At 65.5% G+C, this 24,228-nt stretch carries 18 protein-coding genes and 1 tRNA gene; 7 read left to right on the forward strand and 12 right to left on the reverse strand.

Going from position 1 to position 24,228, the window contains the following annotated elements:
* Positions 1-277 precede the first annotated feature (277 nt).
* The 7 genes from B3098_RS13970 to fdnG all read right to left on the reverse strand — a co-directional run bounded on the left by B3098_RS13970 (position 278) and on the right by fdnG (position 9,451).
* A tRNA-Sec gene (locus B3098_RS13970) sits at positions 278-373 on the reverse strand.
* Between the two features lie 12 nt (positions 374-385).
* Entirely contained in the window at positions 386-2,386 is a 2,001-nt protein-coding gene (selB, locus tag B3098_RS13975; RefSeq protein ID WP_286897151.1) for a selenocysteine-specific translation elongation factor, read from the reverse strand.
* Positions 2,383-3,813 (reverse strand): L-seryl-tRNA(Sec) selenium transferase, encoded by a 1,431-nt coding sequence (selA, locus tag B3098_RS13980; protein ID WP_279975279.1) that lies wholly within the window; start codon positions 3,811-3,813, stop codon positions 2,383-2,385. The genes selB and selA overlap by 4 nt, the downstream gene beginning before the upstream one ends.
* 24 nt (positions 3,814-3,837) lie before the next feature.
* Positions 3,838-4,770 (reverse strand): formate dehydrogenase accessory protein FdhE, encoded by a 933-nt coding sequence (gene fdhE / locus B3098_RS13985; RefSeq protein ID WP_175186559.1) that lies wholly within the window; start codon positions 4,768-4,770, stop codon positions 3,838-3,840.
* 77 nt (positions 4,771-4,847) lie between these two features.
* Positions 4,848-5,480 carry a formate dehydrogenase subunit gamma gene (locus tag B3098_RS13990; protein WP_175123732.1) on the reverse strand — a complete coding sequence of 211 codons (633 nt, stop codon included), beginning with the start codon at positions 5,478-5,480 and terminating at the stop codon, positions 4,848-4,850.
* Complete coding sequence (gene fdxH / locus B3098_RS13995; protein WP_286897153.1) at positions 5,473-6,372, reverse strand: formate dehydrogenase subunit beta; 900 nt, start codon at positions 6,370-6,372, stop codon at positions 5,473-5,475. The genes B3098_RS13990 and fdxH overlap by 8 nt, the downstream gene beginning before the upstream one ends.
* 10 nt (positions 6,373-6,382) lie before the next feature.
* Entirely contained in the window at positions 6,383-9,451 is a 3,069-nt protein-coding gene (gene fdnG, locus B3098_RS14000) for a formate dehydrogenase-N subunit alpha (RefSeq protein WP_286897155.1), read from the reverse strand.
* A 286-nt stretch (positions 9,452-9,737) separates the two neighbouring features.
* Here fdnG and B3098_RS14005 point away from each other — a divergent pair, with 286 nt between their 5' ends.
* The 7 genes from B3098_RS14005 (at position 9,738) to B3098_RS14035 (ending at position 18,590) form a co-directional block, all read left to right on the forward strand.
* Positions 9,738-11,366 carry a DUF1254 domain-containing protein gene (locus B3098_RS14005; RefSeq protein WP_286897157.1) on the forward strand — a complete coding sequence of 543 codons (1,629 nt, stop codon included), beginning with the start codon at positions 9,738-9,740 and terminating at the stop codon, positions 11,364-11,366.
* A 76-nt stretch (positions 11,367-11,442) separates the two neighbouring features.
* Positions 11,443-11,949, forward strand: a complete 507-nt coding sequence (locus B3098_RS14010) for an acyl-CoA thioesterase (RefSeq protein ID WP_279975308.1) — start codon at positions 11,443-11,445, stop codon at positions 11,947-11,949.
* Positions 11,950-12,281: 332 nt separating this feature from the next.
* Entirely contained in the window at positions 12,282-14,330 is a 2,049-nt protein-coding gene (locus B3098_RS14015) for a type VI secretion system Vgr family protein (RefSeq protein WP_286897159.1), read from the forward strand.
* Between the two features lie 2 nt (positions 14,331-14,332).
* A complete protein-coding gene (locus B3098_RS14020; protein ID WP_286897161.1) occupies positions 14,333-14,911 on the forward strand; it encodes a DUF4123 domain-containing protein in 579 nt (192 codons plus the stop codon).
* Positions 14,911-15,753 carry a hypothetical protein gene (locus B3098_RS14025; RefSeq protein ID WP_286897163.1) on the forward strand — a complete coding sequence of 281 codons (843 nt, stop codon included), beginning with the start codon at positions 14,911-14,913 and terminating at the stop codon, positions 15,751-15,753. The genes B3098_RS14020 and B3098_RS14025 overlap by 1 nt, the downstream gene beginning before the upstream one ends.
* Complete coding sequence (locus tag B3098_RS14030; RefSeq protein WP_286897165.1) at positions 15,746-17,662, forward strand: hypothetical protein; 1,917 nt, start codon at positions 15,746-15,748, stop codon at positions 17,660-17,662. The genes B3098_RS14025 and B3098_RS14030 overlap by 8 nt, the downstream gene beginning before the upstream one ends.
* Before the next feature lies 1 nt (position 17,663).
* Positions 17,664-18,590, forward strand: coding sequence for a hypothetical protein (locus B3098_RS14035; protein ID WP_286897167.1), 927 nt, complete (start codon positions 17,664-17,666; stop codon positions 18,588-18,590).
* Between the two features lie 127 nt (positions 18,591-18,717).
* Here B3098_RS14035 and B3098_RS14040 read toward each other — a convergent pair whose 3' ends face one another.
* From B3098_RS14040 to B3098_RS14060, 5 genes are all read right to left on the reverse strand, one after another.
* Positions 18,718-19,725, reverse strand: coding sequence for a sterol desaturase family protein (locus tag B3098_RS14040; RefSeq protein WP_286897169.1), 1,008 nt, complete (start codon positions 19,723-19,725; stop codon positions 18,718-18,720).
* Positions 19,726-19,727: 2 nt separating this feature from the next.
* The gene (locus B3098_RS14045; RefSeq protein WP_286897171.1) at positions 19,728-20,528 is read right to left on the reverse strand and encodes a polysaccharide deacetylase family protein; all 801 of its coding nucleotides are present in this window, start codon (positions 20,526-20,528) and stop codon (positions 19,728-19,730) included.
* Complete coding sequence (locus B3098_RS14050; RefSeq protein ID WP_286897265.1) at positions 20,512-21,492, reverse strand: YncE family protein; 981 nt, start codon at positions 21,490-21,492, stop codon at positions 20,512-20,514. Before B3098_RS14050 ends, B3098_RS14045 begins: the two co-directional genes overlap by 17 nt.
* 197 nt (positions 21,493-21,689) lie before the next feature.
* The gene (locus tag B3098_RS14055; RefSeq protein WP_286897173.1) at positions 21,690-22,538 is read right to left on the reverse strand and encodes a DUF2950 family protein; all 849 of its coding nucleotides are present in this window, start codon (positions 22,536-22,538) and stop codon (positions 21,690-21,692) included.
* Between the two features lie 23 nt (positions 22,539-22,561).
* Positions 22,562-24,091 (reverse strand): DUF3300 domain-containing protein, encoded by a 1,530-nt coding sequence (locus B3098_RS14060; RefSeq protein WP_286897176.1) that lies wholly within the window; start codon positions 24,089-24,091, stop codon positions 22,562-22,564.
* Positions 24,092-24,228 lie beyond the last annotated feature (137 nt).

Consider the following 24,228-nt stretch of genomic DNA (forward strand, 5'->3'; position numbering starts at 1 on the left):
GATGGTGCCCGGCGGAATCCGAAGGGAGCCGAAGGCGGACGAGGATGAGCACGGGGAAGTCCGGAGCGAAGGCTCCGGACCGCCATCGGAGGCCCGCAACGCGAACCCCGCGACGCCGCGGGCAGCAGAAGAACACAAACCGACAGCCCGGTGTCAGACACCCGGACACGACCCAGTATCAGCCCCGGTGTCAGACACCCGGACACGACGCAGTGTCACGACGACTATCTCGCACGGGAATCAGACACCTGCGTGGGGAGCGGCAGAAGAACCCAAATGGCGGAAGGCAGCAGGAGTCGAACCTACCTGGGAACGTCTGACGCCCCCAACCGGGTTTGAAGCCCGGCCGTGCCGCCGGGCACGAATGCCTTCCGTGGCGGACCGCCTATGATACCGGCTCGGCGGGCGGCTGCATCGCCGCGTACGCGCTTTCGCCGCGCAGCACATGCGTATCCCGCACCCGCCGCGTGTAGCCCACGCGATCGAAGAACTCCAGGATCTGGATCGCCCGCTTGCGACCCAGGCCCGTCGCGTCCCGGAACACCGCGGCGTTCAAGCCTTGCGGCTGCGCGGCCAGGTCAGCTGCCAGCGCCGCCAGTTTGCGCACCTGATCGCGGTGATAGAACAGATCCTTCACTACCTGCGCCACCTCGCCACGCCGCAGCAGCTTGCGCAGCAATTGGCGCACGGCGTCCTCGGGCTGCGCCTGCAGCTTCGCCAGGTCGCGCACCCACGGCGGATCGAACGCGCCCGCGTCCAGCAGTGGCAACAGACGCGCTGCCAGCGCGGATTCGGCCGCTCCCAGCGTCGCAGTGTGCGTAGGCAGATGCAGCCAGGGACCATTGCGCGCGATATGGCCGTCGCGTTGCAGTTCGTCGAGCAGCGATGTCCAGAGCGTGTCGGGCATCGCAGGAAACGCCATGCGCCGCAGCCGCGCGCTGTCCGGCCCCGGTTCGTCGGGCGCGCTTTGGTGGAACGACGCCAGCGCCTGCTCGGTCCGATCGCGCAGCGCCTTCCAATGCGCGTCCAGGATCAGCGTGCGCGCGCCCTGCGCATTGCGCGGCTCGATCCACACCGCACCCTCGGGCGCCGCGATGTCGCTGACCGGCAGGCCCGTCAGACGCTGCAATGCCGCTTCGTCCAGGCCCTGCGGCGCATGCGCCAGCACCGGTTGCAGACCGCCGCCATCCAGCATGCCGGTCAGCGCCTGCAGGCCCGCCAGCCGCGACGCCGACCGGCGCTTGCGGTCCGGCGCATTGGGATCCAGCACCCGGCCGCCGCCCACCGTGCGCGTCGCCTGTGCGTTGCGCACGATGTAGCGGTCGCCCGGCATCGCGCAGACGGGTTCGTCGAACACCAGTTGCACCCATCCCGACTGACCCGGCGACAGCGACTCGGTGCTGATCGGCACCACGTGCGCCACATGGCGCGCCGCGCCGATGTGCACGTGCAGCGGCGCCCACGCCCGCACCGGCGCATCCGCGGACGGCAGCAGCGTCAGCGTCACATCCACGTGCTTCGAGGGCAGAAAGCAGCGCGCATCCGCGATCCAGTCGCCGCGCGAGATGGCGTTCTTGTCGATGCCCGCCAGGTTCAAGGCACACCGCTGGCCGGCCGAGCCCGTCTCGCTGGGCTGGTTCTGCGCGTGGATGCCGCGCACGCGAACGCGTGTATTGGCCGGCATCAGGCGCAGATCGGTCGCGTCGTCGTCCGCGCGGACCTGGCCGGCGTGCGCCGTGCCGGTGACGACCGTGCCGTGCCCGGACAAGGTGAACACGCGATCCACCGCCAGCCGGAAGAGGCCCGTGGCCTCGGGCCGCGACAGGGCCTGCGCCTGCGCGTGCAAATAGTCTTTCAGCGCCGCCACGCCGGGATCGCCGGCTTGCCCCGCCTCTGCAGGTGCTTCGGCGTGGGAAGTTTGGCTCGCCTGCGCCATCTGCGTCGCACTCGTGCCGAACACCGGCGCGCCTTGCAGGAACGTCCCTTCCGTCAACGCCGCGATCTCGCCGCGCACGGCTTCCAGTTGTGCCGCATCCGCGCGATCCGTCTTGGTCAGCGCCACCGCGCCGCGCGCCACGCCCAGCATCGACAGAATCGCTAAATGCTCGCGCGTCTGCGGCATGACGCCGTCGTCCGCCGCCACCACCAGCAAGCCGAAATCGATCCCGCTGGCGCCGGCCGCCATCGTATGCACGAGCTTCTCGTGCCCCGGCACGTCGATGAAGCCCATCACGTCGCCATTGGCGAGCGGCGTGTAGGCGTAGCCCAGTTCGATGGAAATGCCGCGCGCCTTTTCTTCCTTCAGCCGGTCCGTGTCCACGCCCGTCAGCGCGCGCACGAGCGTCGTCTTGCCGTGGTCGATATGCCCTGCGGTGCCGACGATCATGCCAGCGGCTCCGCCAGCTGCGCCGCAAAAGCGGCTTCGTCGCGGTCTTCCAGGCAGCGCAGGTCCAGCCACAACGCGTCATCCGCGATGCGGCCGATGACGGGCACCGGCAGCTTGCGCAACAGCGTCTCCAGCCGGTCCAGATGCCGCCCGGGGCGGCCGGTTCCCGCATGGCGCACGGCCAGTCCGTAACTGGGAAGCTGGTCGATGGGCAGCGCACCGCTGCCGATCTGACTGAACATCGGCACCGCCTCGACCGCATAGCCCGGGCCTGCGGCATGCGCCAGCACGCCGCGCAGCCGTTCGGCCTGCGGCTGAATATCGCGCAGCGGGCGGGTCAACAGGCGCAGCGTCGTCAGCCGCTGCGCCAGGAACTCCGGTGCGCGATACAGCTGCAGCACGGGTTCCAGCGCCGCCAGCGTCAGCTTGCTGACGCGCAGCGCGCGCTTGAGCGGATTCTTCTTGATCTTGCGGATCAGGTCGGCGCGGCCCACCAACAGGCCGGCCTGCGGTCCGCCCAGCAGCTTGTCGCCGCTGAACGTGACCAGATCGGCGCCCGCAGCGATGGTCTCGCGCACGGTGTCTTCTTTCGGCAGCCCGAATTGCGTCAGGTCCACCAGCGTGCCGCTGCCCAGATCCACCGTGGCCGGCAGACCGCGCGCATGGGCCAGCGCCGCCACCTCGGCCACGCTCACGCTTTTGGTGAAGCCGGTCACCGCGTAGTTGCTGCAATGCACCTTCATCAGCATCGCGGTGCGCGGGCCGATGGCGTTTTCATAGTCGGCTGCGTGCGTGCGGTTGGTGGTGCCGACTTCGACAAGCTTGGCGCCCGCCCGCTTCATGATGTCGGGGATGCGGAACGCGCCGCCGATCTCGACCAGTTCGCCGCGCGACACCACGACTTCGCGGCGATCCGCCAGGGCGTTGAGCATCAGCAGCACGGCCGCGGCATTGTTGTTGACCACCGTGGCGGCCTCGGCGCCCGTCAGCTCGCACAGCAGATCGTCGATGAGGTCGTCGCGATCGCCGCGGCCGCCGGTGTCCAGGTCGAACTCCAGGTTGGCGGGCGTGGTCAGCGCGCGCAGCACCGAGGCCACCGCTTCGTCGGGCAGCAGCGCGCGGCCCAGGTTGGTGTGCAGCACGGTGCCGGTCAGGTTGTAGACCGCGCGCAGACGGGGCCGCGCGGCCTCGTCCAGCGCGGCTGATGTGCGCGCCGCCACCGCGGCCGCGTCCAGCTCGTGACGCGGCACGCCGCCGTCCAGCGCGCGCTTGCGCAGCGCGTCCAGGTCACGGCGCAGGGCCGCCACTACCTGCGTGCGGCCGTGGGTTGCCAGCGCCGGCTGCAACGCGTCGGCATTCAGCAGGCGGTCCAGCGAAGGAATGTCGGACGCGGCGGCAAGGCCGGCGCCGGACAGTTGATCTGCCATGCGAGACTCCGTCATTGAGCGGCGCTAGTCCTCGGCGCCATGCCACAGCAGCGGATTGCCGCTGGACCGCGAATAACCGGCCTCGCCGACCAGCACGTCGAGCATCAGGCTGGCCAGGTCATCGGCCACCGGCTCCACGTACAGATCCTTGTCCTGGTAGAAGATCTTGCGGTACGTGTGGCAGTTGTCACAGGTTTCGGCCTTGATGGCGGGCGTGCGGCCCTCGATGGACTGGTACGCGACCTTTTCCACGTCCTCGCAGTGCGAGCATTTGACCCGCACCATGTGCCACTGCGTCGCGCACAGGCTGCAGCACAGGTACCGATAGCCTTCGTACTGGCCGCCGACCCGCACGATGCTGGCGACCGGCAGGCTGCCGCACACCGGACACACGCCGAACGGGCTGGCGACGGGGAGTTGCTTGGGATCGAAGCGGTTGGCCAGGTCCGTCCAGTAGACCTGCAGCGCCGCCATGACAAAGGGCGCGGCCGCGCTGTCCACGCCTTCGTCCTGCTCGGACAGCACGGCCTGCGCCAGGTCTTCAAGCGATTCGGGATCGTCGGCCAGCGCACGCCGCAGCGCGGCGCAGACGTCGAGGGCTTCGGCGGGCACGCCAGGGGCGCGCGACACGTCGTCCAGCAACTGGCCCAGGATGCGGCGCCACAGCGCATCGCGCGGCCAGCCGATGGCCTGCAGCGGCGGCATGCCATGCGCCTGCGCGAGTGAGATCCGGTCTTCAGTGGCGGGCGGCGCGGCGCAGTCCTGCAGCGCGCGGTGCTGGGCGTCGACCAGATGCGCCATGAGCTGCAGGTAGTCGCCGACCGGATTGCCGTCGGCAAGCTGCCGCAGGCGCGCCGCCCGCGCCGCAAAAACGGATGTCCGTTCCGGCAGGGTGATGCGGGGAATGGCGTTATGGTCTAGCGCTTCGATCTCGCCGCGTGGAAGAATTCGCTGCAATTCTCGTCTCCAGAAAAACAAATACGGCTGCCAGCCTGCAAAGAGGATAGCAGCCGTCGATCACGACATGCCGGGGATTACTTTTTCACCTGCTCCCGGAACCAGGCGCGATGGTGCTTCCACGCCCAGCCGGCGGTGACATAGCCGCGCAGCATTGCCGTGAGCGACCCCTTCACCCAGATCGCCGCGTAAATATGCACAATGATCGCGCAAATCAGCACCAGCGCACAAACCGCGTGCAGGACCGACGCCGCGCGGATCACTTCGATCGGGAAGTAGAACGCGAAATACTCGCGCCAGATCACGATGCCGCTGACCATCAGCCCCAGCATGCACAGGATCAGCACGTAGAACAGCAGCTTCTGGCCGGCGTTGTACTTGCCGACCTCGGGCAGCTTTTCTTCGCGGTTCTCGACCACGTCGTCGAGCTGCCTGAGCCACTGGCGATCCGCGCGCGTCAGCAGGTTGTGGCGCCACATGTGCCCGGCAAACACGGCAAAGCAGACGAACATCACCACCCCGATGAACGGATGCAGGATGCGCGTCCAGGGTCCGCCCCCGAACAGGTTGGACAGCCAATACATGGATGGATGAAACAGCGCCAGTCCGGACAACGCGAGCAGGATGAACGTGAGCGCGATGATCCAGTGGTTGGTGCGCTCGCCCGGCGTGTAGCGCTTGATGCGGCGGTAGTGGTGTTCTTCACTCATGGCGCACCTCCTCTTCGGCCCTGCGTTCGTCTTCCTCGGTCACTTCGTTGCGGCCCACGCGCGCATAGTGGAAAAAGCCCGCCAGCGCGGTGAGCGCCATCGTGGCCAGGCCCAGCGGCTTGGCCAGGCCCTTCCACAACGACACCATCGGACTGATCTTCGGATCGGCAGGCAGCCCGTGGTACAGCCCCGGCTGGTCGGCGTGATGCAGCACGTACATGACGTGCGTGCCGCCCACGCCGGGCGGGTCATACACGCCGGCCTGCGCGAAGCCGCGCGCTTTCAGGTCCTCGACGCGCTCGGCGGCATGCTGGTGCATGTCGTCCTTGGTGCCGAAGACGATGGCGCCGGTGGGACAGGCCTTGACGCACGCGGGCTCCATGCCGACCGCGACGCGATCGGAACACAGTGTGCACTTGTAGGCCTTGTTGTCCTTCTTGGAAATGCGCGGGATGTTGAACGGACAGCCGGTGATGCAGTAGCCGCATCCGATGCAGTTTTCTTCGTGGAAGTCCACGATGCCGTTGTTGTACTGGATGATGGCGCCCGGCGACGGACAGGCCTTCAGGCAGCCCGGATCCTCGCAGTGCATGCAGCCGTCCTTGCGGATCAGCCATTCCAGATCGCCGGCGGGATTCTCGAATTCCGAGAAGCGCATGACGGTCCAGGAGTGCTCGGTGAGGTCGGCCGGGTTGTCGTAGACGCCCACGTTGACGCCGATCTCGTCGCGCAGGTCGTTCCACTCCATGCAGGCGCTCTGGCAGGCCTTGCAGCCGATGCACTTGGAGACGTCGATCAGCTTGGCCACCGAGCCCGTGACGGGTTCACGGATGCCCGGCGGCGGCGTGGTGGTGGCGGAGCGCCGCTTGATGTCCAGGGATTGCATTGACATGTCGGTTCTCCTATACCTTTTCGACCTTCACCAGGAACGACTTGAATTCCGGTGTCTGGGAATTGCCGTCGCCCACGAATGGCGTCAGGGTGTTGGTGAGGAAGCCCGGCTTGGCGATGCCCACGAAACCCCAGTGGATGGGAATGCCGACCTGGTGCACCGTCTTGCCTTCAATGGTGAGCGGACGGATGCGCTTGGTGACGAGCGCCACGGCCTTGATGTAGCCGCGGTTGGACGACACCTTGACGCGGGAGCCGTTGGGAATGCCCAGCTCCTTGGCCAGCGCCTCGCCGATCTCCACGAACTGCTCGGGCTGGAGAATCGCGTTGATGCGGACGTTCTTGGTCCAGTAGTGGAAGTGCTCCGTCAGGCGATAGGTGGTGGCGACATACGGGAAGTTCTCCACCGTGCCCATCGCCGCGAGGTCATCCTTGAAGATGCGCGCGGCCGGGTTGTTGGTGACGCCCTTGGCCTTGGGATGCAGCGGGTTGTAGCCCAGCGGGTTTTCGAAGGGTTCGTAGTGTTCCGGGAACGGCCCTTCGGCCAGGCCCGCCCGCGCAAAGAAGCGCGCCACGCCTTCCGGGTTCATGATGAACGGCCCCATGCCGCCCGCGGGGTTCTCGTCGCCCTTGAAGTCGGGGATGTCGGCGCCCACCCACGCCCTGCCGTTCCATGACACCACGCTGCGCCGCGGATCGAACGGCTTGCCTTCCAGGTCGCACGACGCGCGGTTGTAGAGGATGCGGCGGTTGGCAGGCCACGCCCAGGCCCAGTTCAGGGTCTGGCCGATGCCGGTGGGGTCGCTGTTGTCGCGGCGCGCCATCAGGTTGCCGCTGGGACTCCAGGCGCCCGCAAAGATCCAGCAGCCGCTGGCGGTGGAGCCGTCGTCGCGCAGTTCGGCAAAGCCGGCAAGCTGCTCGCCGGCGCGGCGCATGATTTTCGTCGGATCCTTGGGATCGGCCAGATCCACCAGCGCGCGGCCCGTGTATTCCTTGGCCAGTTCCTCGGCCGTGGGATTCTGCGGGTTGGAATAGGGCCACGACAGGTTGACGATGGGGTCGGGGTACTTGCCGCCGTCCTGTTCGTACATCTTGCGCAGGCGCGTGTAGATGAGCGCCATGATCTCGATGTCGCTCTTGGCTTCGCCCGGGGGCTCGGCGCCCTTCCAGTGCCATTGCAGCCAGCGGCCGGAGTTGACCAGCGCGCCGTCTTCCTCGGCAAAACAGGTGGTGGGCAGGCGGAAGACCTCGGTCTGGATCTTGGACGGATCCACATCGTTGGCCTCGCCGGCGTTACGCCAGAACTCGGACGTTTCCGTGACCAGCGGATCCATGATGACCAGGAACTTGAGCTTGGCGAAGCCCTCGTTCAGCTTGGCCTTGTTGGGCGCCGCGGCCAGCGGGTTGAAGCCCTGCGCGATGTAGCCGTTCATCTTGCCCTGGACCATCAGCTCGTAGACCTGCAGCATGTCGTAGAGCTTGTCCAGCTTGGGCAGGTAGTCGAACGCCCAGTTGTTGTCGGCCGTGGCCGCACCGCCCCACCAGGCCTTCATGAGACTGACGTGGAACTTGTGATAGTTCTGCCAGTAGCTGAGCTGGTTGGGCCGCAGCGGCTTGAGCGTGCGCGTGTCGATGTACTTGGCGTAGTCCTGCTCGGGCTCGTTGGGCAGCGTCATGTAGCCCGGCAGCAGGTTCGACATCAGGCCCAGGTCGGTCAGGCCCTGGATGTTCGAGTGCCCGCGCAGCGCGTTCATGCCGCCGCCAGCGATGCCGATGTTGCCCAGCAGCAGCTGCACCATCGCGCCCGTGCGGATGATCTGCGAACCGATGGAGTGCTGCGTCCAGCCCAGCGCGTACAGGATGGTGGCGGCGCGGTTGGTGGTGGCCGTGGACGCGAGCATGTCGCACACCGTCAGGAACTTGTCCTTGGGCGTGCCGCAGACGCGCTCGACCATTTCAGGCGTGTAGCGCGAGTAGTGCTTCTTGAGCAGCTGATACACCGAACGCGGATGCTGCAGCGTGGGATCGGTCTTGACGTAGCCGTCCTCGCCACGCTCGTAGTCCCAGCTTTGTTTGTCGTAGGTGCGCTTTTCGGCGTTGTAGCCCGAGTACAAGCCCGCGTCGAACGCAAAGTCCTCGCGCACGATGAACGAGAAGTCGGTGTAGTTGCGCACGTACTCGTGCTGGATCTTGTCGTGATCCAACAGGTACTTGATGACGCCACCCAGGAAGATGATGTCGGTGCCGGTGCGTATGGGCGCGTAGAAGTCCGCCACGGACGCCGAACGCGTAAAGCGCGGATCCACGACGATCAACTTGGCCTTGTTGTGGGCCTTGGCTTCAGTGACCCACTTGAACCCGCACGGGTGGGCCTCGGCGGCATTGCCGCCCATGATCAAAACTATGTCCGCATTCTTGATGTCGACCCAATGGTTCGTCATCGCTCCACGGCCAAACGTCGGGGCAAGACCTGCCACCGTCGGGCCATGTCAGACACGGGCTTGATTGTCGAACGCCAGCATCCCCATGCTGCGCACTGTCTTGTGCGTGATGTAACCGACCTCGTTGCTGCTTGCCGAGGCGGCCAGCATGCCGGTGGTCAGCCACCGGTTGACCGTCTTGCCGTCCGCGGTCTTCTCGACGAAGTTCGCGTCGCGGTCTTCCTTCATGAGCTTGGTGATGCGCGTCAGGGCTTCGTCCCACGACATCCGGACCCACTTGTCCGAACCGGGCGCCCGGTATTCCGGGAATTTAAGACGGTTGGGGCTGTGGATGAAGTCGATCAGGGCCGCGCCCTTCGGACAGAGGGTGCCGCGGTTGACGGGGTGGTCGGGGTCGCCTTCGATGTGCATGATGCTGGCGCGGGCGTTCTTCGAGCCATCGCCCAAGCCGTACATCAGCAAACCGCAGGCGACCGAACAGTAGGGACAGGTGTTGCGCGTTTCGGTCATGCGCGCAAGTTTGAACTGGCGCACCTCGGCCATGGCCGTGCCGGGGGCAGCCCCCAACAAGGCCAGGCTGGAGCCCGCCAGCGTCGCACCGGTCACCTTGAAGAACTGGCGGCGATTCATGTTGACCATGAAGCACTCCTCTCCTGGTGAATGAAGGAAGCGGAAATTTCCAGGACGAAAAAGCCCTACGACTTCCAGGGAAATGTGAAGAAGTATAGGCCTTCGATACGGGGTCCGTCATGCCTGGCGATGCCGGAGACGCCGGCGCTGGTCCGAATTTGACGGCAAAATGCGCTTTTTTCGCAGATTTTGCGGCAGTGCAGCGCTGCTACGATGGCCGGCGGCATCGGTGGTCCGGCAGCATGTTTGCGCCGGTCGCCGCCTGCCCTTTTTCCCGCATGTCCTTGGAGCGCCGATGCGCCGCCTTGCCCCCTTGGCCCGAGTTCTCGCCCTGACACTGGCTTTCTCGCCCTTCGTTCTGATGCCGCAGGCGCCCGCCCACGCGGCGCCCGCCGCGCTGTCGCCCGCCGCCGCCGCCACCGAGGCGGCCCAGCAGGCGGCGACAGAAGGCTATCTGTATTTCTATCCGCTGGTGGCGATGGACCTGACCCGCCGGCAGTTCACGCATCCATCGCGGGGCGCCGATGGGGCGCCGGCCAACACGTTCCATCACGGGCGCACCCTGCCCCGCGCGGGCGCGGCCACGCCGTGGGCGAACGTCGACATGCTGCGCAGCAGCGCGTGGCTGGATCTGACGGACGGACCTGTCGTGCTGTCCGTGCCCGACACGGCGGGACGGCTCTACACGCTGACGCTGCTGGATATGTGGACCGACGTCTTCGCGACGCTGGGCAAGCGCACCACGGGCACCGCAAAGGGCAACACCGTGATCGTGCCCCCGGGCTGGAGCGGCACGCTGCCCTCCCGCATGGCGCGCATCGACGCCCCCACCGTGCACGTCTGGGCGAAGGCGATGATCGAAACGCACGGCCCCGCCGACCAGGCGGCGGTAAACACATTGCAGGACGGCTTCGTCCTGACGCCCCTGGCGCAATGGAACCTGCCTGCGCAAGCGCCGCGCACCAAGCCCGACCCGTCCCTCGACCTGAAAATCCCGGTGAGCGAACAGGTGGACTCGATGCCCACCGACGCGTTCTTCACCTACGCCGCCGAACTGCTGCGCAAGCACCCGCCGCATGCGACGGATCAGCCCGTGCTGGCGCTGCTGCGCCGCGTCGGGCTGGCGCCGGGCCGGCCGTTCGACTTCGACAAGCTCGATCATTCCGCCAAGCAGGGCATGCGCCGCGGCGTGCGCGCCGCGCGTGACCGCATGGCGGCGGCCGCCGGCCATTCGCTGCGCGCCACAGACGGCTGGCTGCAGGAAACAGGCAACATCGGCGTGTATGGCAACGACTGGCTACGCCGCGCGCTGGCCGCGCAGGCGCAGCCGGGCAGCGGATTGCCCGAGGACCTGACGGTGCTGGTGCTGGCCACGGATAGCGACGGCGCGCTGCTGGACGGCGCGCACCGGTATGCGCTGCATCTCGAGACCGGCCAGTTGCCCGACGCGGGCGCGTTCTGGTCGCTGACGGCGTATGACAGCCAGGGCATGCCCGTGCCCAACCCGGTCAACCGCCATGCGCTCGGCAGCCGCGATCCGCTGCGCTACAACGCGGACGGCTCGCTGGATCTTGTCTTCAGCCACTCGGCGCCGCCGCCGGAAGATCAATCGAACTGGCTGCCGATTCCGGCGGCCGGGCCGGTGGGAATGCTGCTGCGGGTTTATCTGCCGGGACCGGCGGTGCGGGATGGCTTGTGGACGCCGCCTGCGGTGCGGCGGGATGTGCCGGAGGCGGCTGATGGGGGAAATGGCGAACCCGCGGCAGGCGAACCTGCGGCAGGCGAACCTGCGTCGGAAGACGCCGCGAAGACCGATGCCCCGGCAACGTCCGAAGCGCCGGTCTCAAACAAGACCGCATCGCCGTCTGGCGCGGCAAAGCCGCAGGCAAACGCCCCCGCCACGCCGCCCGCCAAGAAACCCTGACCACACCAAAAATACGGCGCGATGTCAGCCGCCAGCCGCTACCATTGGCGTTTTATTCATGAATGAGCCGCCCGCCATGGACGACGCCTTTAGCCACCAATTGTCGATGACCATCCTGATGACGCCTGACATGGCGAATTTCTCAGGAAACGTACACGGCGGAACCATCCTCAAGTATCTGGACCAGGTAGCCTACGCCTGTGCCAGCCGGTACGCCGGCCAATATGTCGTGACGCTGTCCGTGGATCAGGTGGTGTTCCGCGAACCGATCCACGTCGGCGAGCTGGTGACGTTCCTGGCGGCCGTGAACTACACGGGCCGCACGTCGATGGAAATCGGCATCAAGGTCGTGACCGAGGACATCCGCAAGAAGCTGGTGCGTCACACCAACAGCTGTTATTTCACGATGGTGGCGGTGGACGACAAGGGCGCCCCGACCGCGGTGCCGCCGCTGGAACCCCGCACGCACGAGGAAAAGCAGCGCTTCAAGGCCGCCGGCCTGCGCCGCGAACTGCGCCAGGAAATGGAACGCCGCCACGGCGAGATCAAGCGCGAAACCACGCACGACACGCCGGGCGGCTGAACATCGCGTTGGGGCGGCAGCGCCCTGTTCACCCCCGCCCGCTGGATATCCAGCCGCGGGGGTTTTGTATTTGCGAGCCTGCAGATGGTGTTCTGCATGCGCTTTGGCGAACCTGCGCGTTTCGCTGAGCCGGATGAATCAGCGAACGCACTCCGCATTACGTCTCGCATGACCCGGACGGCGCGGCCGTGATACCGCGCTGATCTCTTGCGCGATTCCAAGTCTTGATCGATTTCCCATGACAATAAGACTTATCTGATTTTCAAGGTTCGATGCGTGTGCCGTAATGGCGCCGCAGACTGTGCATTCACCGGTGGTGGAAAGGTCTGTCGTTGCGGGAGCACGCCATTCCTATCCAATCAGATATCCGGTTCACGTTTGCCATCGGCGACGAATCCTTCGACGTCGTCGAATTCACGTTGCAGGAAGGTCTGTCCGAGACATTCCTGCTGGACGTGGAACTGGCCAGCGCCAATGCAGCCGTCAACTTCGGCAATGTTCTGGACCGCACCGCGCTGCTCACGATCTGGCGCGGCGACCTGCCCGTGCGCTACGTGCACGGCGCCGTCTCGTCTTTCGTCCAACGCGACACAGGCTTTCGCCGCTCGCGCTACTCCGCAACCGTCGAGCCACGCCTGGCAAGGCTCAAACTCAGTTCCGATTGGCGCATCTTCCAAAGCCTGACCGTCCCGCAGATAACTGAGGCCGTGCTAAAAGCGCACGGCCTCACCCTGGACTACGAGCAGCGCAATACGACCGCGCATCAACCGCGCGAATACTGCGTGCAGGCCGGCGACACCGACTACCACTTCGTCGAACGCATCATGCGCGAGGAAGGATTCTTCTATTCCTTTCGCCATAGCGCGCAGGGCCATCAACTGGTCCACAGCGATCGCCTGTTCATTCACGGCCGCGTGGGTGACGAGCCGGTGCAGTACAACCCCACGCCCGGCGGCGACCAGCCGCAGCCCGCGCTGCGCCGCTTTGCCTATACCGAGAGCGTGCGCACCGCGCGCCAGACGCAGCGCGACTACACCTTCCACCACCCGCGCTACAGCCACGAGCACACCCGCGACGGACAGGATCTGAGCCATCAAGGCCGCCGTTACGAACGCTACGACTATCCCGCCCGCGCAAAATTCGACGAAGCCGGCAGGCCATTCGCCGAGAACCGCCTGCGCGGCCATCGGCGGGATGCGCGCATTGCCCTGGTCGAGGGTGACGATCCTCGCCTGCAACCCGGCATCTCATTCACCCTCGCCGGTCATCCCCGCGAAGACATGAACCGCGGATGGCGCCCGGTCCGCATCGTTCATCGCGGCACGCAGCACGCGAGCCAAGCTGAGGAGAGCGCCGACGCACAGTCGGGTACGCATTACCACTACGAGGCCGAGCTGGTTCCCGACGACACCGAATGGCGCGCTGAACCGCTGCCCAGGCCCCGCATCGAAGGACCGCAGAACGCCGTGGTGGTCGGTCCGCCCAACGAAGAGATCTATACGGACGCGTATGGACGGGTAAAGGTTCAGTTTCCCTGGGACCGCCAAGGCCGGCAGGACGAATACAGCTCCTGCTGGATCCGCGTCTCGCAGAACATCGCCGGCGCGACCTGGGGCCACATGGCCATTCCGCGCGTGGGCCAGGAGGTGATCGTTTCCTACTTCGACGGAGACCCTGACCAGCCCGTGATCACCGGCCGGTTCTACAACCGCCTGCAACTGCCTCCTTACGAGCTACCGCGCCACAAGACGCGGATGACCATCAAGAGCAAAACGCACAAAGGCGAGGGCTTCAACGAGCTGCGCTTCGAGGACGAAATGGACCAGGAAGAGATCTACGTCCATGCGCAGAAAGACCAGAACATCAAAGTCAATCACGACGAGACACGATCGGTGGGTCGCGACCAAACCAACGCGATCGGTCGTGACCGCCGCACCAGCATCGGCCAGGACGACACGTACGGCGCGGGCCGCGACCTCAAAGCACATATTCGCCAGGACCTGTTCAGCACCGTGGACCGCAACGAGATCCGCAAGGTCGGCAATTCGCAGCGCGAAGAGATCGCTTCCAGCCGCCGGGTCACGATCGGCGAGAACGACGCGCTGGTGATAGAGGGCGTCCAATCTATCGAGGCCAAAACGTCCCAGCGCACGTTGACGCGCGATTACGTCTTGCAGGGCACGGACCGCATCCTGATTCGCGGACCGGCCGGCACGGTCATTCTCGATAGCAGCGGCATCAGCCTGAACTCCCCCAACATCCTGCTCAAAGGGAAGGTGCGGGTGCAGTCGCCAGGCTCCAATCAGGTCAAGGCGCTGGAGACTGCCATCCGCGAGGGCTCCCCTTTGATTGAAGAGTGTCCGTCGGACACGGGAGATTGAGGATGAACCTGCACCATTGGCTTGCGGACCGGGGCATCGATGCGTCGTCGCGCGGCGCCCGCGTCCTCTTTCTTGCGGAGATGTCGGCGCATCCTGAGCTGCGCGCCCGGCTGGAGTTTCACGATCAACCCTACCGGCTGTTGTGGAAGCTGGAAGCGCAAAGCGCGCTGGAGCAACATGCGCCGTGCCTGTTTCAGGCTCATGCCGAGTCAGCCTTTGGCCACTGGCTGGGCAGCACGATCAGCACATTTTCGCTGACCGTCCTGCTCGCTCGCGATGACATCGATGCCATCGCATCACGCCTGCGCCGATTCACCAAATTCCAGGAGCGCGACAGCCGCTACTACCTGCGCTTGGGTGATCCCGCGGCGCTACGTCTCTACATCGACTCCATCGCCCACGCGCCCGAAGTCCTGACGAGGCTGTTTGGCCACAAGGGCGTCGAGGCTTTCCATCTTCACGCGCCGAGCATTGCCTTATCGCGGCAAGTCGCGCCGATCTTCGAGCAAGGCTGGGACCATCCGGGCCGCGACGGATATCTCCTCTGGACAGACGCGCCTCCTGAATCGGGGCAGACGTAATGGCCCTGCTCACCCTCAATAGAAAACAACTTGAGCTGGCGGCAACTCGCGAAACCGACCGCCAATTGATTCAGTACATCCGCGGCGCCCTGGCAGCGGTACTGCCTCGATTGCCTGCGTCGCAGGCACTGGTCGAACCCTATGTTCAAGCCGCGGGGCGGCAGGCCATCGAGAGCGGTTTTGGCGAAGGCGGCTATTACAGCTTTCATATTCTTACCGGCTTGCTGCTCGGCACCTTGTGGGATCAGGATCCGTTTTTCCTGGGAAAAATCGACAAGTATCTGGACGCGCCGGGCATGGAGCCAGGCGCCCGCATTGCGTTGGCCATGGACGCCGTGCTCGATACGCGCCGAGCGCTGGAGGCCGTGTTGCCCGAGCTGATCGACGTAGCCGTGCAATCGCTGAGCATCCCCCCCGACCGGTTCACGCCCGAGCACATCTGGCTTGCCTTCGAGCGGATGGCGCACCTCCGCGGTTGTCAGCCCTACCAGATTCTGCCGCTGTTCGAACGTTTCGAAGCCGGCTTTCGCCTTGGTAATGGACTGCCCCCCATCAGCCGGGAAATGCTCCCAGGACATATCCAGGTCGCGTACGAGGCACAGGGCATACCGCTGCCCAAGCCCAGTGCCGCCATCCGGGACCTCGACCGGCTCCAACTGCAGAACTTCCATGGAAGCCTTCTGCTCGCGCTGATCTACGGTCAGTCGTTCTCCAACAACCTGTTCCTCGCCCGGCTCGTGCAGACGCTCGATGCCGCCAGCCAGCCACAGGACTATCAGCACAAGTTGAAAGGATTTTTTCTCTCGCACCGTGAAGCCCTGATGGAGAAGGTCATTGAGTAACGATGCCGTAGCGGCAAGCTACAACAAGCTGGCGCAGGATGCGGCAGACGGAACCTTGCCTGCCCCCCAGAAGATCTGCACCGAATGCCCCATGCCGGGGCCGATCTTTTCCTTGAACCCAGATGGCGGTCCGCGCAATGCAGACCTGTACCTGGGCATTCCTTCGGAGGGAACCGCCGCAACGTACCGGTGGTTCATGGACAACCCCTGGATCCGGAACACGGAACGCAACTACCGCGATACCTTCCTGCTACGGGTGCTGCACGAATTCGGCACCGCATACGGCGACGCGCGCCTGGCGGAATTCAGCGCGTTCCTGTCGGTGCAGGAATGCGAAATCATCTGCCTGGACGACGAGATCGCGGATGACGTGCTGTCGCCCGCCGTGCTCGACGAGTTCGGCCAGCGAACGCGCGACGGCCTCGGGTTTCAAATCCAGCGCAACTTCGTGTTCGCGGGCGGCAAGCTCTACTACCTGACCTTCACCACGGTCACGTGGCAGCCTGCCAACCGCACCGAGTACATCGGTGAAGATGGCCAGATAAGTCACAGCATGCCGTTCACGTGGGACATCCCAACGGGTTTGTACCTCATCGACCGGGCGGCCAAGGATCTGGCCGCCGGCTTTGAGCGCGCCAAGGCGAAGATCCACATCTGGGAGGCCATCAAGGGTTTTTTCGAGGTCGCCACGGCATTGCTGGCATTTGCGCCCGTCGCCGGCCAACTCGCGCTGGGCGTGCGCGGGGCCGCCTCGGGCCTGCGCTATCTCTTCGTGGCCATTGATCGTGCACTGGCGGTCGATGCAATGGCGGATGGCACAAGCCGGATGATCACCGGCGAAGGATTGAGCATCGGCGAGAAATTCTTCGAATCGCTTGCCGCGCTGTCCGATCCCAAAACCGCCGAAGAGCGCGGCAAGCAGGTCTTCATGAGCATCAACCTGGCGATGCTCACGCCGTCCGTCTTCGGATCCGCCCGCTGGATGATGCGCCAGGTCGGCAACAAGGCGGTGAGGGTGGACACCAAGATGCTGAGCGAGGAAAAGCTCAGGCGGCTGGGCCAGCATAAGCATGGCGAGGCGACGGTGCTGGAAACGGTGGTCGACACCCGCGAGCATATCCCCGGCGGCGGCAGCATGCGGGTAGTCGAAACCTATTCGCCGGATACCAATAAATCCAGGTTGAACGTTGATGCGAAGACGGGCTCGGGTGATTTTTCCATCATCGTCAATCGCGTTCGGGAGCGGATCGCACTGCGTGCGGTGATGATCAATACCGCGCGTAAGGGCAGAGGCCTTCGGAACGTAGTGGGCGATGCGGGCGAGGAGATCTTCGCGGCGGGGATGGTGCGCCACTGGGGCGTAAAGCCGGAGAACATCCTGGGCTACAACCTGAAGAATGATGGCCCCAGCATGTTTGGCCTGAAGAACAGGAGCGGCCACGGACTCGACATGCTGGTCAGGGTGCCGCCGCCACCGGAAATGCAGATCCGCGTGCCAAAGGCCGAGGCGCGGGATCACATCGAAGGATTACGGGGGTCGTCTGAGTACAAGACGTTGGCGTTTACAGAGGAGACGTTGATCGTGGTGGAGGTCAAGACGACGTTGGGGAAGAGTAGGACGACGGAGCTTTCCAGGGAGACGCAGAGATTGGGTGGGGAATACAACGCTAAGCGGGTGACGTACTTGGCTCAGCGAGGAGGACCACACTGGAGGCGTGAAAGGGTGTTGGAGCTGGACCCTGCCGCTATGGAGAAAGCCGACATCATTGAGAACGCTGTGACTCGGGGAAAAATCCAGTACATGCACGCTCAGGTGTTTCTCGGTGCTAATGGAAAGATCAACACCCTGGTAGGCAAAGGGGCCGGCCAGGGATCTGGTATTCAGCTCAACGATTGGCCTGGAATGTGACATGGAACAAAAGAGAACGAAATCCCGACTGGAAAAGACTTTGCCCAAAGTTGAAGAATGGGCGAAAGACATGTGGCCGCCGAGTGAACGCTTGAACCGTTATTTGTCCGGCGAGAGCGACGAGCCAGGCTTGGCGGCAATAGATCTGTACAAGTACGGAATGCAAATGTGCGCCCAGGGACTTCTGGATGCCAAAAGGGGGCGACTCAACAATGCCATTTTTCACATGGCATCAGGCTTCAGAAGGAGGGCCACTTCCGCAGCGGTGAGTATGGAGCGGTTGAAGGAAACCTCGCGGATTGCCATTGGCGACCTGGACGGCCATACCGACCTGATGTTCGGCACTATCGCGTTAGGGCACCCCGACGTCGCCAAAAGTCTGTATCTGACGGCACTTGCCGGCCTGGAAGGCGGGTATGGCGTGCGCAGTGGCCACGATTTGGAAATCGGAACCACCCTGCGCTACGCCGGGTTCGGTCTGACCATCATCAGCAATTGGCTAGGCCAACCCCTGGACCTGGACAAGCACGCCCTCCCACGCGATCCAGCCTGGGCCCCATTGGTATCCCAATGGCGTGAACCCGACCTCGACAAATTCCTGCCCGCACTCCTTTCCGCCTGCAACGTCCACGTTGAGCGCATCGCCATCACCTATCGCGAGCACGAAACCAACGCCGAAGAGTTCGAGTTCAGCACGCCGCTCCTGGCCGTACACCCAACGGAGATCCTCGCGGTCCTACGTTTGCGTGATCTGCTCGGCTTACCCAATCCGGCGCAAATAGACCACCCGCTGATGCAGACCCCCTACGCGCAGATCACCTGCACGCCGGCGTTCCTGGCCTCGCTTGGCCAACGCGACGAGCTGCTGGAGCGCTTTCTGGACACCGTGCGCCAACGTGATCCGGCGGTGTTGCCTGCGGGGCTTTGACCTGCATCCACGTTGACAGAGCGTTGATCCTCGGCGATGCGCTTCGGAAATGCGGAGTCGCGTGCCGAAGGCCTTCAAACAGCAGTCGTCGATGCAGAAGGGTGTGACAGGTCTGCCGGTCGCGACTTCACGCCCGCTCGATTCCCGCCGGCGGGGCCGGCGGCGCGGCGGCCGGTTCGCGGTCGCGGCCGATCATGCGCTTGATGCCCAGCCATTGCTGCGACCAGAACCCGCGTCCGTAGTCGCGTCCGCCCAGCTCGGCCTGCTGGTCATGGATGCCCGTGGAACCGTAGCCCACCCCAAACCGCGCGGTGCGGAACAGCACGTCCCAGATCGGAAACAGCGCGGCGAAGTTGTAGCCGCCCACCGGCCCCGGCGACGAGGCGTCGTAGGCGATGGAATGGTGATGGCGATGAAAGCGCGGGCTGACCAGGAGGCGTTCGCCCAGCGCGCCGAAGTGCATGCGCAGATTTGCGTGCGAGAAGCTCTGCGCCAGCTGGGTGATGGCCACCACCATGACGAACTGCGCGGGCGGCACGCCCACCAGCTGCGACACGAACACGACCAGCACGTCGCGCAGCATGTCATCCAGCAGGTGGTTGCGGTCGTCGCTCCAGATGGTCATCTGGCGCTGGCTGTGATGCACGGCATGCAGCGCCCACAGCCAGCCGAAGCGGTGTTGCGCGCGATGGTAGAAGTAATCCACCGCGTCGAACAGCAGCAGGTAGATGATGAGGCTGACCCATGCCTTGTCGGTGACGCCCGGCCAATACTGATCCAGCTGGAACGGCGCAAAGCCCCACACGTGCAGCTGGCCGAAGATGCTGTCCCAGAACGGGTCGATGGTGAAGAACAGCAGCAGCCGGAAGGCGCCCAGACGGTGGATCAGCGTGTACAGCACGTCGATGCCGATCTGGCGGCGGTCGGTCACCGGTTCCACGGGACGCAGGCGCTGCAGGGGTCCCAGGACCAGCACCAGCACCGCGATCTGGATCAGCCCGACCAGCAGCCACATGGTGGCGTCGTAGGCGTCCTCGATGAAGTTGCTCAGGCCCAGATGGAACAGCGCGGGCTGAATCGCCGTCTCGAAGAGCCATTGCTGGCTGTCCCCGAAGAGTTGGCTAAGCGTATCCATGATCAGTGATGCGTGGCGATCCAGTCGCGATAGGCCGGATGGGTGTTCAAGGTGGCAAAACAATAGCCCTTGCGCTGCAAACCTTCAATCAGCGGCTCCAGCACGCCGGGCGCCCACGGGTCCTGGCGCGACCAGATGCCCAGGTGCGCGAGCAGGATGTCGCCGGGCTTGATGGTGCGCAGCGCCTGGTCCAGCAGCTTGGCGTTGGGGTATTTGTCGCTGGGCAGCTCGTCGCCCAGGAACCCGGCCGCCGACCAGCCCACGTGCTCAAAACCGCAGGCTTTGGCCGCCTTCAGCAGCGCGGGCGAAGTCTTGCCGCCGGGCGCGCGGTACAGCGGCAGCATGTTCTTGCCCGTCATCTGGTGGAACCGGGTGACGGAGCGTTTGATTTCGGCGCAGTATTGCTCGGCGGTCCACTCGGCGCGCTTGCCGGCGTCGGGCCCGGCGCTGGGCTTGACGCGGAACTTGCCGCCCGGCAGGTCGCCCTGCCAGTAGACGTGGTCGTAGGTGTGCGAGGCAAAGGCGTGGCCTTCGGCGGCGCGCGCCTTCCACCAGGGCGCCCACACGTCGTCCAGGCTGGCGCCGTCGGTCAGCGTGCGCTCGTTGGCCAGAAAGAACGTGACCTTGACCTGATGGCGGGCCAGCACGTCGGCCACCAGCGGGGCGACGCCCATGTGGCCGGTGTCGAACGTCAGGTAGACGGGCTTGTCGCAGGTGGCCTGCGGGGCCGCGCCGGCGACCGAGGTCGCCAATGCCAGGCACAGGACCGCGGACCGGGCTTTGCCCTTAGCGGGTCGGCGCATGATTCAGGGTCCATACGCCGTGCGGCGACTTGCCCACGGGCACCTGGTTGACGACCTTCTTCTGCTCCAGGTCCACCACCTTCAGCTTGCGCGCCCAGCGCGAGGTGACCAGCAGCGTCTTGCCGTCGGCCAGCACGTCCATGCAGTCCGGGCCGCCGGGCACCGGGAAGGTGTCGACGACGGCCAGCGTCTGCAGGTCGATGCGGCTGATCGAGTTGGCGGTGCGGTTGCTGACGAACAGGTGGCGGTGGTCGCCCTGCGCGCGGAAGGCGTGCGCGCCCGCCGCTGTCTGGATGCGCTTGACCAGCTTGGCCGGGCCGTTGCTGACGTCATAGGCTTCCACGTACGAGTCGCCGGTCAGCGCCACCAGCAGCGTCTTCTGGTCGGGGGTCAGGAAGACGTCAGCGGGCGTCTTGCCCGTGGACACCGTCCACTTGGGCGTCTGCGTGGCCAGGTCGATGGCGATGAGCTGATCGCTGTCCTGCAGCGAGACGTAGGCCGTCGTGCTGTGCTTGTCGATCATGATGTGGCTGGGCGTCTTGCCCGCCTGGATGCGCTTGACCAGCGTCAGGTCAAAGCCCTTTTCGAGCGGCTTCCAGGCATAGATGTCGATGTGGTCCAGGCGGTTGGCCGCCGTGACGAACCACTTCATGTCCGGCGAAAACTGCAGCTGGTAGGGATCGACGATGCCGGTCAGCGTGCGCTGCACTTCGCCCGTCTTGGGATCCATCAGCGTGATGGAATCGCCGGTGGCGTTGGCAATCATCAGCGACTTTTCGTCGGGCGTCAGATACAGGTGATGCGGCTCTTTGCCGGTGGGCACGCGCCGCAGTTCCTTGTAGGTGGCCGGATCGATGATGCTGACGTTGGCGTCCAGGGAATTCAGGACAAAAATCGGGGCGGAAGCCGCCGCGGCGCTAAGCGCCATCCCCACGCCGAACAGGGCGTAGCGGACAAAAGACATGGGGTTCAATTTGGAGATCCGGCAAGGGGAAATCGGGCAGGCACCCGGTGCTCGCCATTTTAGGCACAGGCGCCTGACAAATGGGTCACAGGTGACGACGGAAATGCGGCGCGGCGACAGGCTTTGACGGCAAACACGCAAGCCTGTTGTGACCCCGCAACAGGCGCGTGAAAAGCGGCATACGGCCCTGAAAAAACCTACCTGGCAGGCGCCGGCTGACCGTTCGCGTCCACCCAGTTTCCAGTGCGGATATCGGCTTCTCGCAAGGCCGCCGCGCGGGAGGCCGAGGACGGTCCCAGGTCACTCTCCAGCACGCCGCCTTCCGGCCCCACGACGAACGTGCCGATGCCCGTGTGCCCGTAACGTGCGGGCCAGGCCACGATGCGGTACGTATTGCCCGCGCCACCCGGCAGCACCTTGTAGCGATAGCCGAAATACGCGTCGTCCACGGGCACGTCGGGCCCCATCGCCAGCGCATCCGGGCCAAAGGCCTGCTGCGGCGCACCGGGCACGTCGGGCCAGTACAGGCCGTCGCGCTCGCCGGCTCGACTGACCAGCCGCGTGGCGTACCGGCCCTGGCCGACCCCTTGCGCATACCGGGTCTGCGCGGCCTGAAGTTCCTGCAGGGTTTCGATCGCGGTCAACTCATTGCGGTCGATGGCGCGGCGCTGGATCTCCGCCTTGCCCGCCACCGGGTCGAATCGCCATCCCTGGCCGGCGCGCACCAGCGGCACCGGCAGCGTCCACCCGGAATCGCCGACCGCCACCCACGAGCGCCCGCCGTCGGCGACGATGTCGTGCTTGCGCACCCACGCCGCCAGGTAGCGATAGATGTTTTCCTGATCGACGCCGCCCGGCACGAGCTGCCGGTGGTTCGGACCCAGCACAGTGCGCAGGGCGTCGACGTCGTTCAAGGCCAGCGCATCGGTAAACGCCTGCGCCGCCGCCTGGGCGCTGGGATACACGGCCTGCGACATGGCGGGCGCCGCCACGCCCAGCCCAAGGACCGAAGCCACGCACAGCGCGCGCAAACGAGCGATCGTCATAGAAAGTCCCTTGTCCATGGTGCCTATCTCCGGCCGCCGCCGCCGCGCCCGCCGCCACCGCCGCGATGGACGCCTGCCCCGCCGCCACGATGCGGCGCGCTGGCGCCGGTGCTGCGATGCCCGCCGCCGCGGCTCATTTCGCCGCGCTGGTTCTGCTGCCGCATGCGGTCGCCGTCGCCCGCCCCGCTCAGCGCGTTGTGGCTGTTCGACGCGCGCGCCCGGTCGCGCGCGGCCGCCTCGTCGGCGCGCTGGCGCTGCGCGGCGGCCTGCCGGTCCTGGGTCGAGATGCCGGACGTCCCGACGCTGGACGCGCCGTCGCGCGGACGATCCTGGGTCGAGACGCCGGTTGACCGGTTCTGAGCGCGATCCTGGGTCGAGACACCGGTTGACCGGTTCTGAGCGCGATCCTGGGTCGAGACACCGGCCGTCCCGGCGCCGCGGTCCCGCCCGCCCTGTCCGGCTTGCGGCCCCTGCCCTTGCCCCCGGCCCGCGGCGCCGTCGCCCCGGCCTGCCCCCTGGCCGCGTCCGCCGTCCGCGCCGGAATGACCCGCGATCGGCTGCCCGGTCCGCCCTTCAAAAGACTGCGCCGCCCGCTGCCTGGCGGCATCGCGTGACCCGGCTGCCGGCGCCGCGCCCGCCGCGCCAAGCCCTTCGCCGCCCGCCTGCGCACGGTTCTGCAAGCCCGCCTGCCGCTGGCTGTCGAAACGCTGGCGGTTGGCAGCGTCCGCGTACGGTGCGTTGCCGCGATTGGCGGCGTTGTGTTGCCACGTCGACCGGTTGTTGTTGACGTTGTTGCGGTCGATGCGATTGTTGACGTTGATGTTGTTGTAGCGATCCACGTCGATATCGATGTCGCCATGCCCCCAGTTCGCGTCGCCCCACATCGAATTGATCGCCGCGACGCCGATGCCGAATCCGATCCCGGCCACCAGCGAACTGGCAAACACCGACCCCGGCGGCGGGGGATAGTAATAAGGCGGATACGACGGATACGCCCACGCACCGTAAACCACCGTGGGGTTGTAACTGGGCACGTAAACGACTTGAGGATCCGCCGGCTCGATCACCACAACCGTCTTTTCATTCGCGGTGGTGGTCTTGACCGTCTGCTGCGGCGTGCTTTTCAGGTTGCCGGCCTTTTGCGCCTGGGTGCGCAGCCGCTGGACGGAATCCATGACGGCCTCGGGTTGCGCCAGGAACGCGTCGCCCACGGACTTCACCCAGCCGGGCTCGCGGCCCATCATGTCCATGACCGAGGGAAAGGCCACCAGCGACTTGACGCTGGGGTCCCAGGTTTCGGCGTCGACGGCTCGCACCGCATCATCGCCGGACTGGTTGGCGTTTGCGGCCGACCATTTGGCCGCCGCCGCGACGTCATCGGGATACGTGGATCCCATCAGGATCTGCGACAGCAGCGCGTCCGGATAGAGCGCCACGGGCGCCATCAACTGATCAAGCTGAGCGTTGCTCAGCTTGGTCTGCGCCATGGCGGGAAAAGAGAGTGACAGCCCCAGGCAAATCAGGCCGAAGAACCACGTTCGCAGTCGCCGCATTTCCGTTCTCCGCACACAGAGCAAGACGCCACAAGCCAGGAGGGAACCGCCGGATATCGCGAAGACAATATATGCCTAACCCTGGTGGTTTGGAAGCGCCGGCGGCGAGCAAGAGAGCGTGGTGTCTGAGACCTGGG

The organism is Achromobacter sp. UBA2119 (assembly GCF_002331005.1).
GTDB classification, from domain to species: domain Bacteria; phylum Pseudomonadota; class Gammaproteobacteria; order Burkholderiales; family Burkholderiaceae_B; genus Achromobacter; species Achromobacter animicus.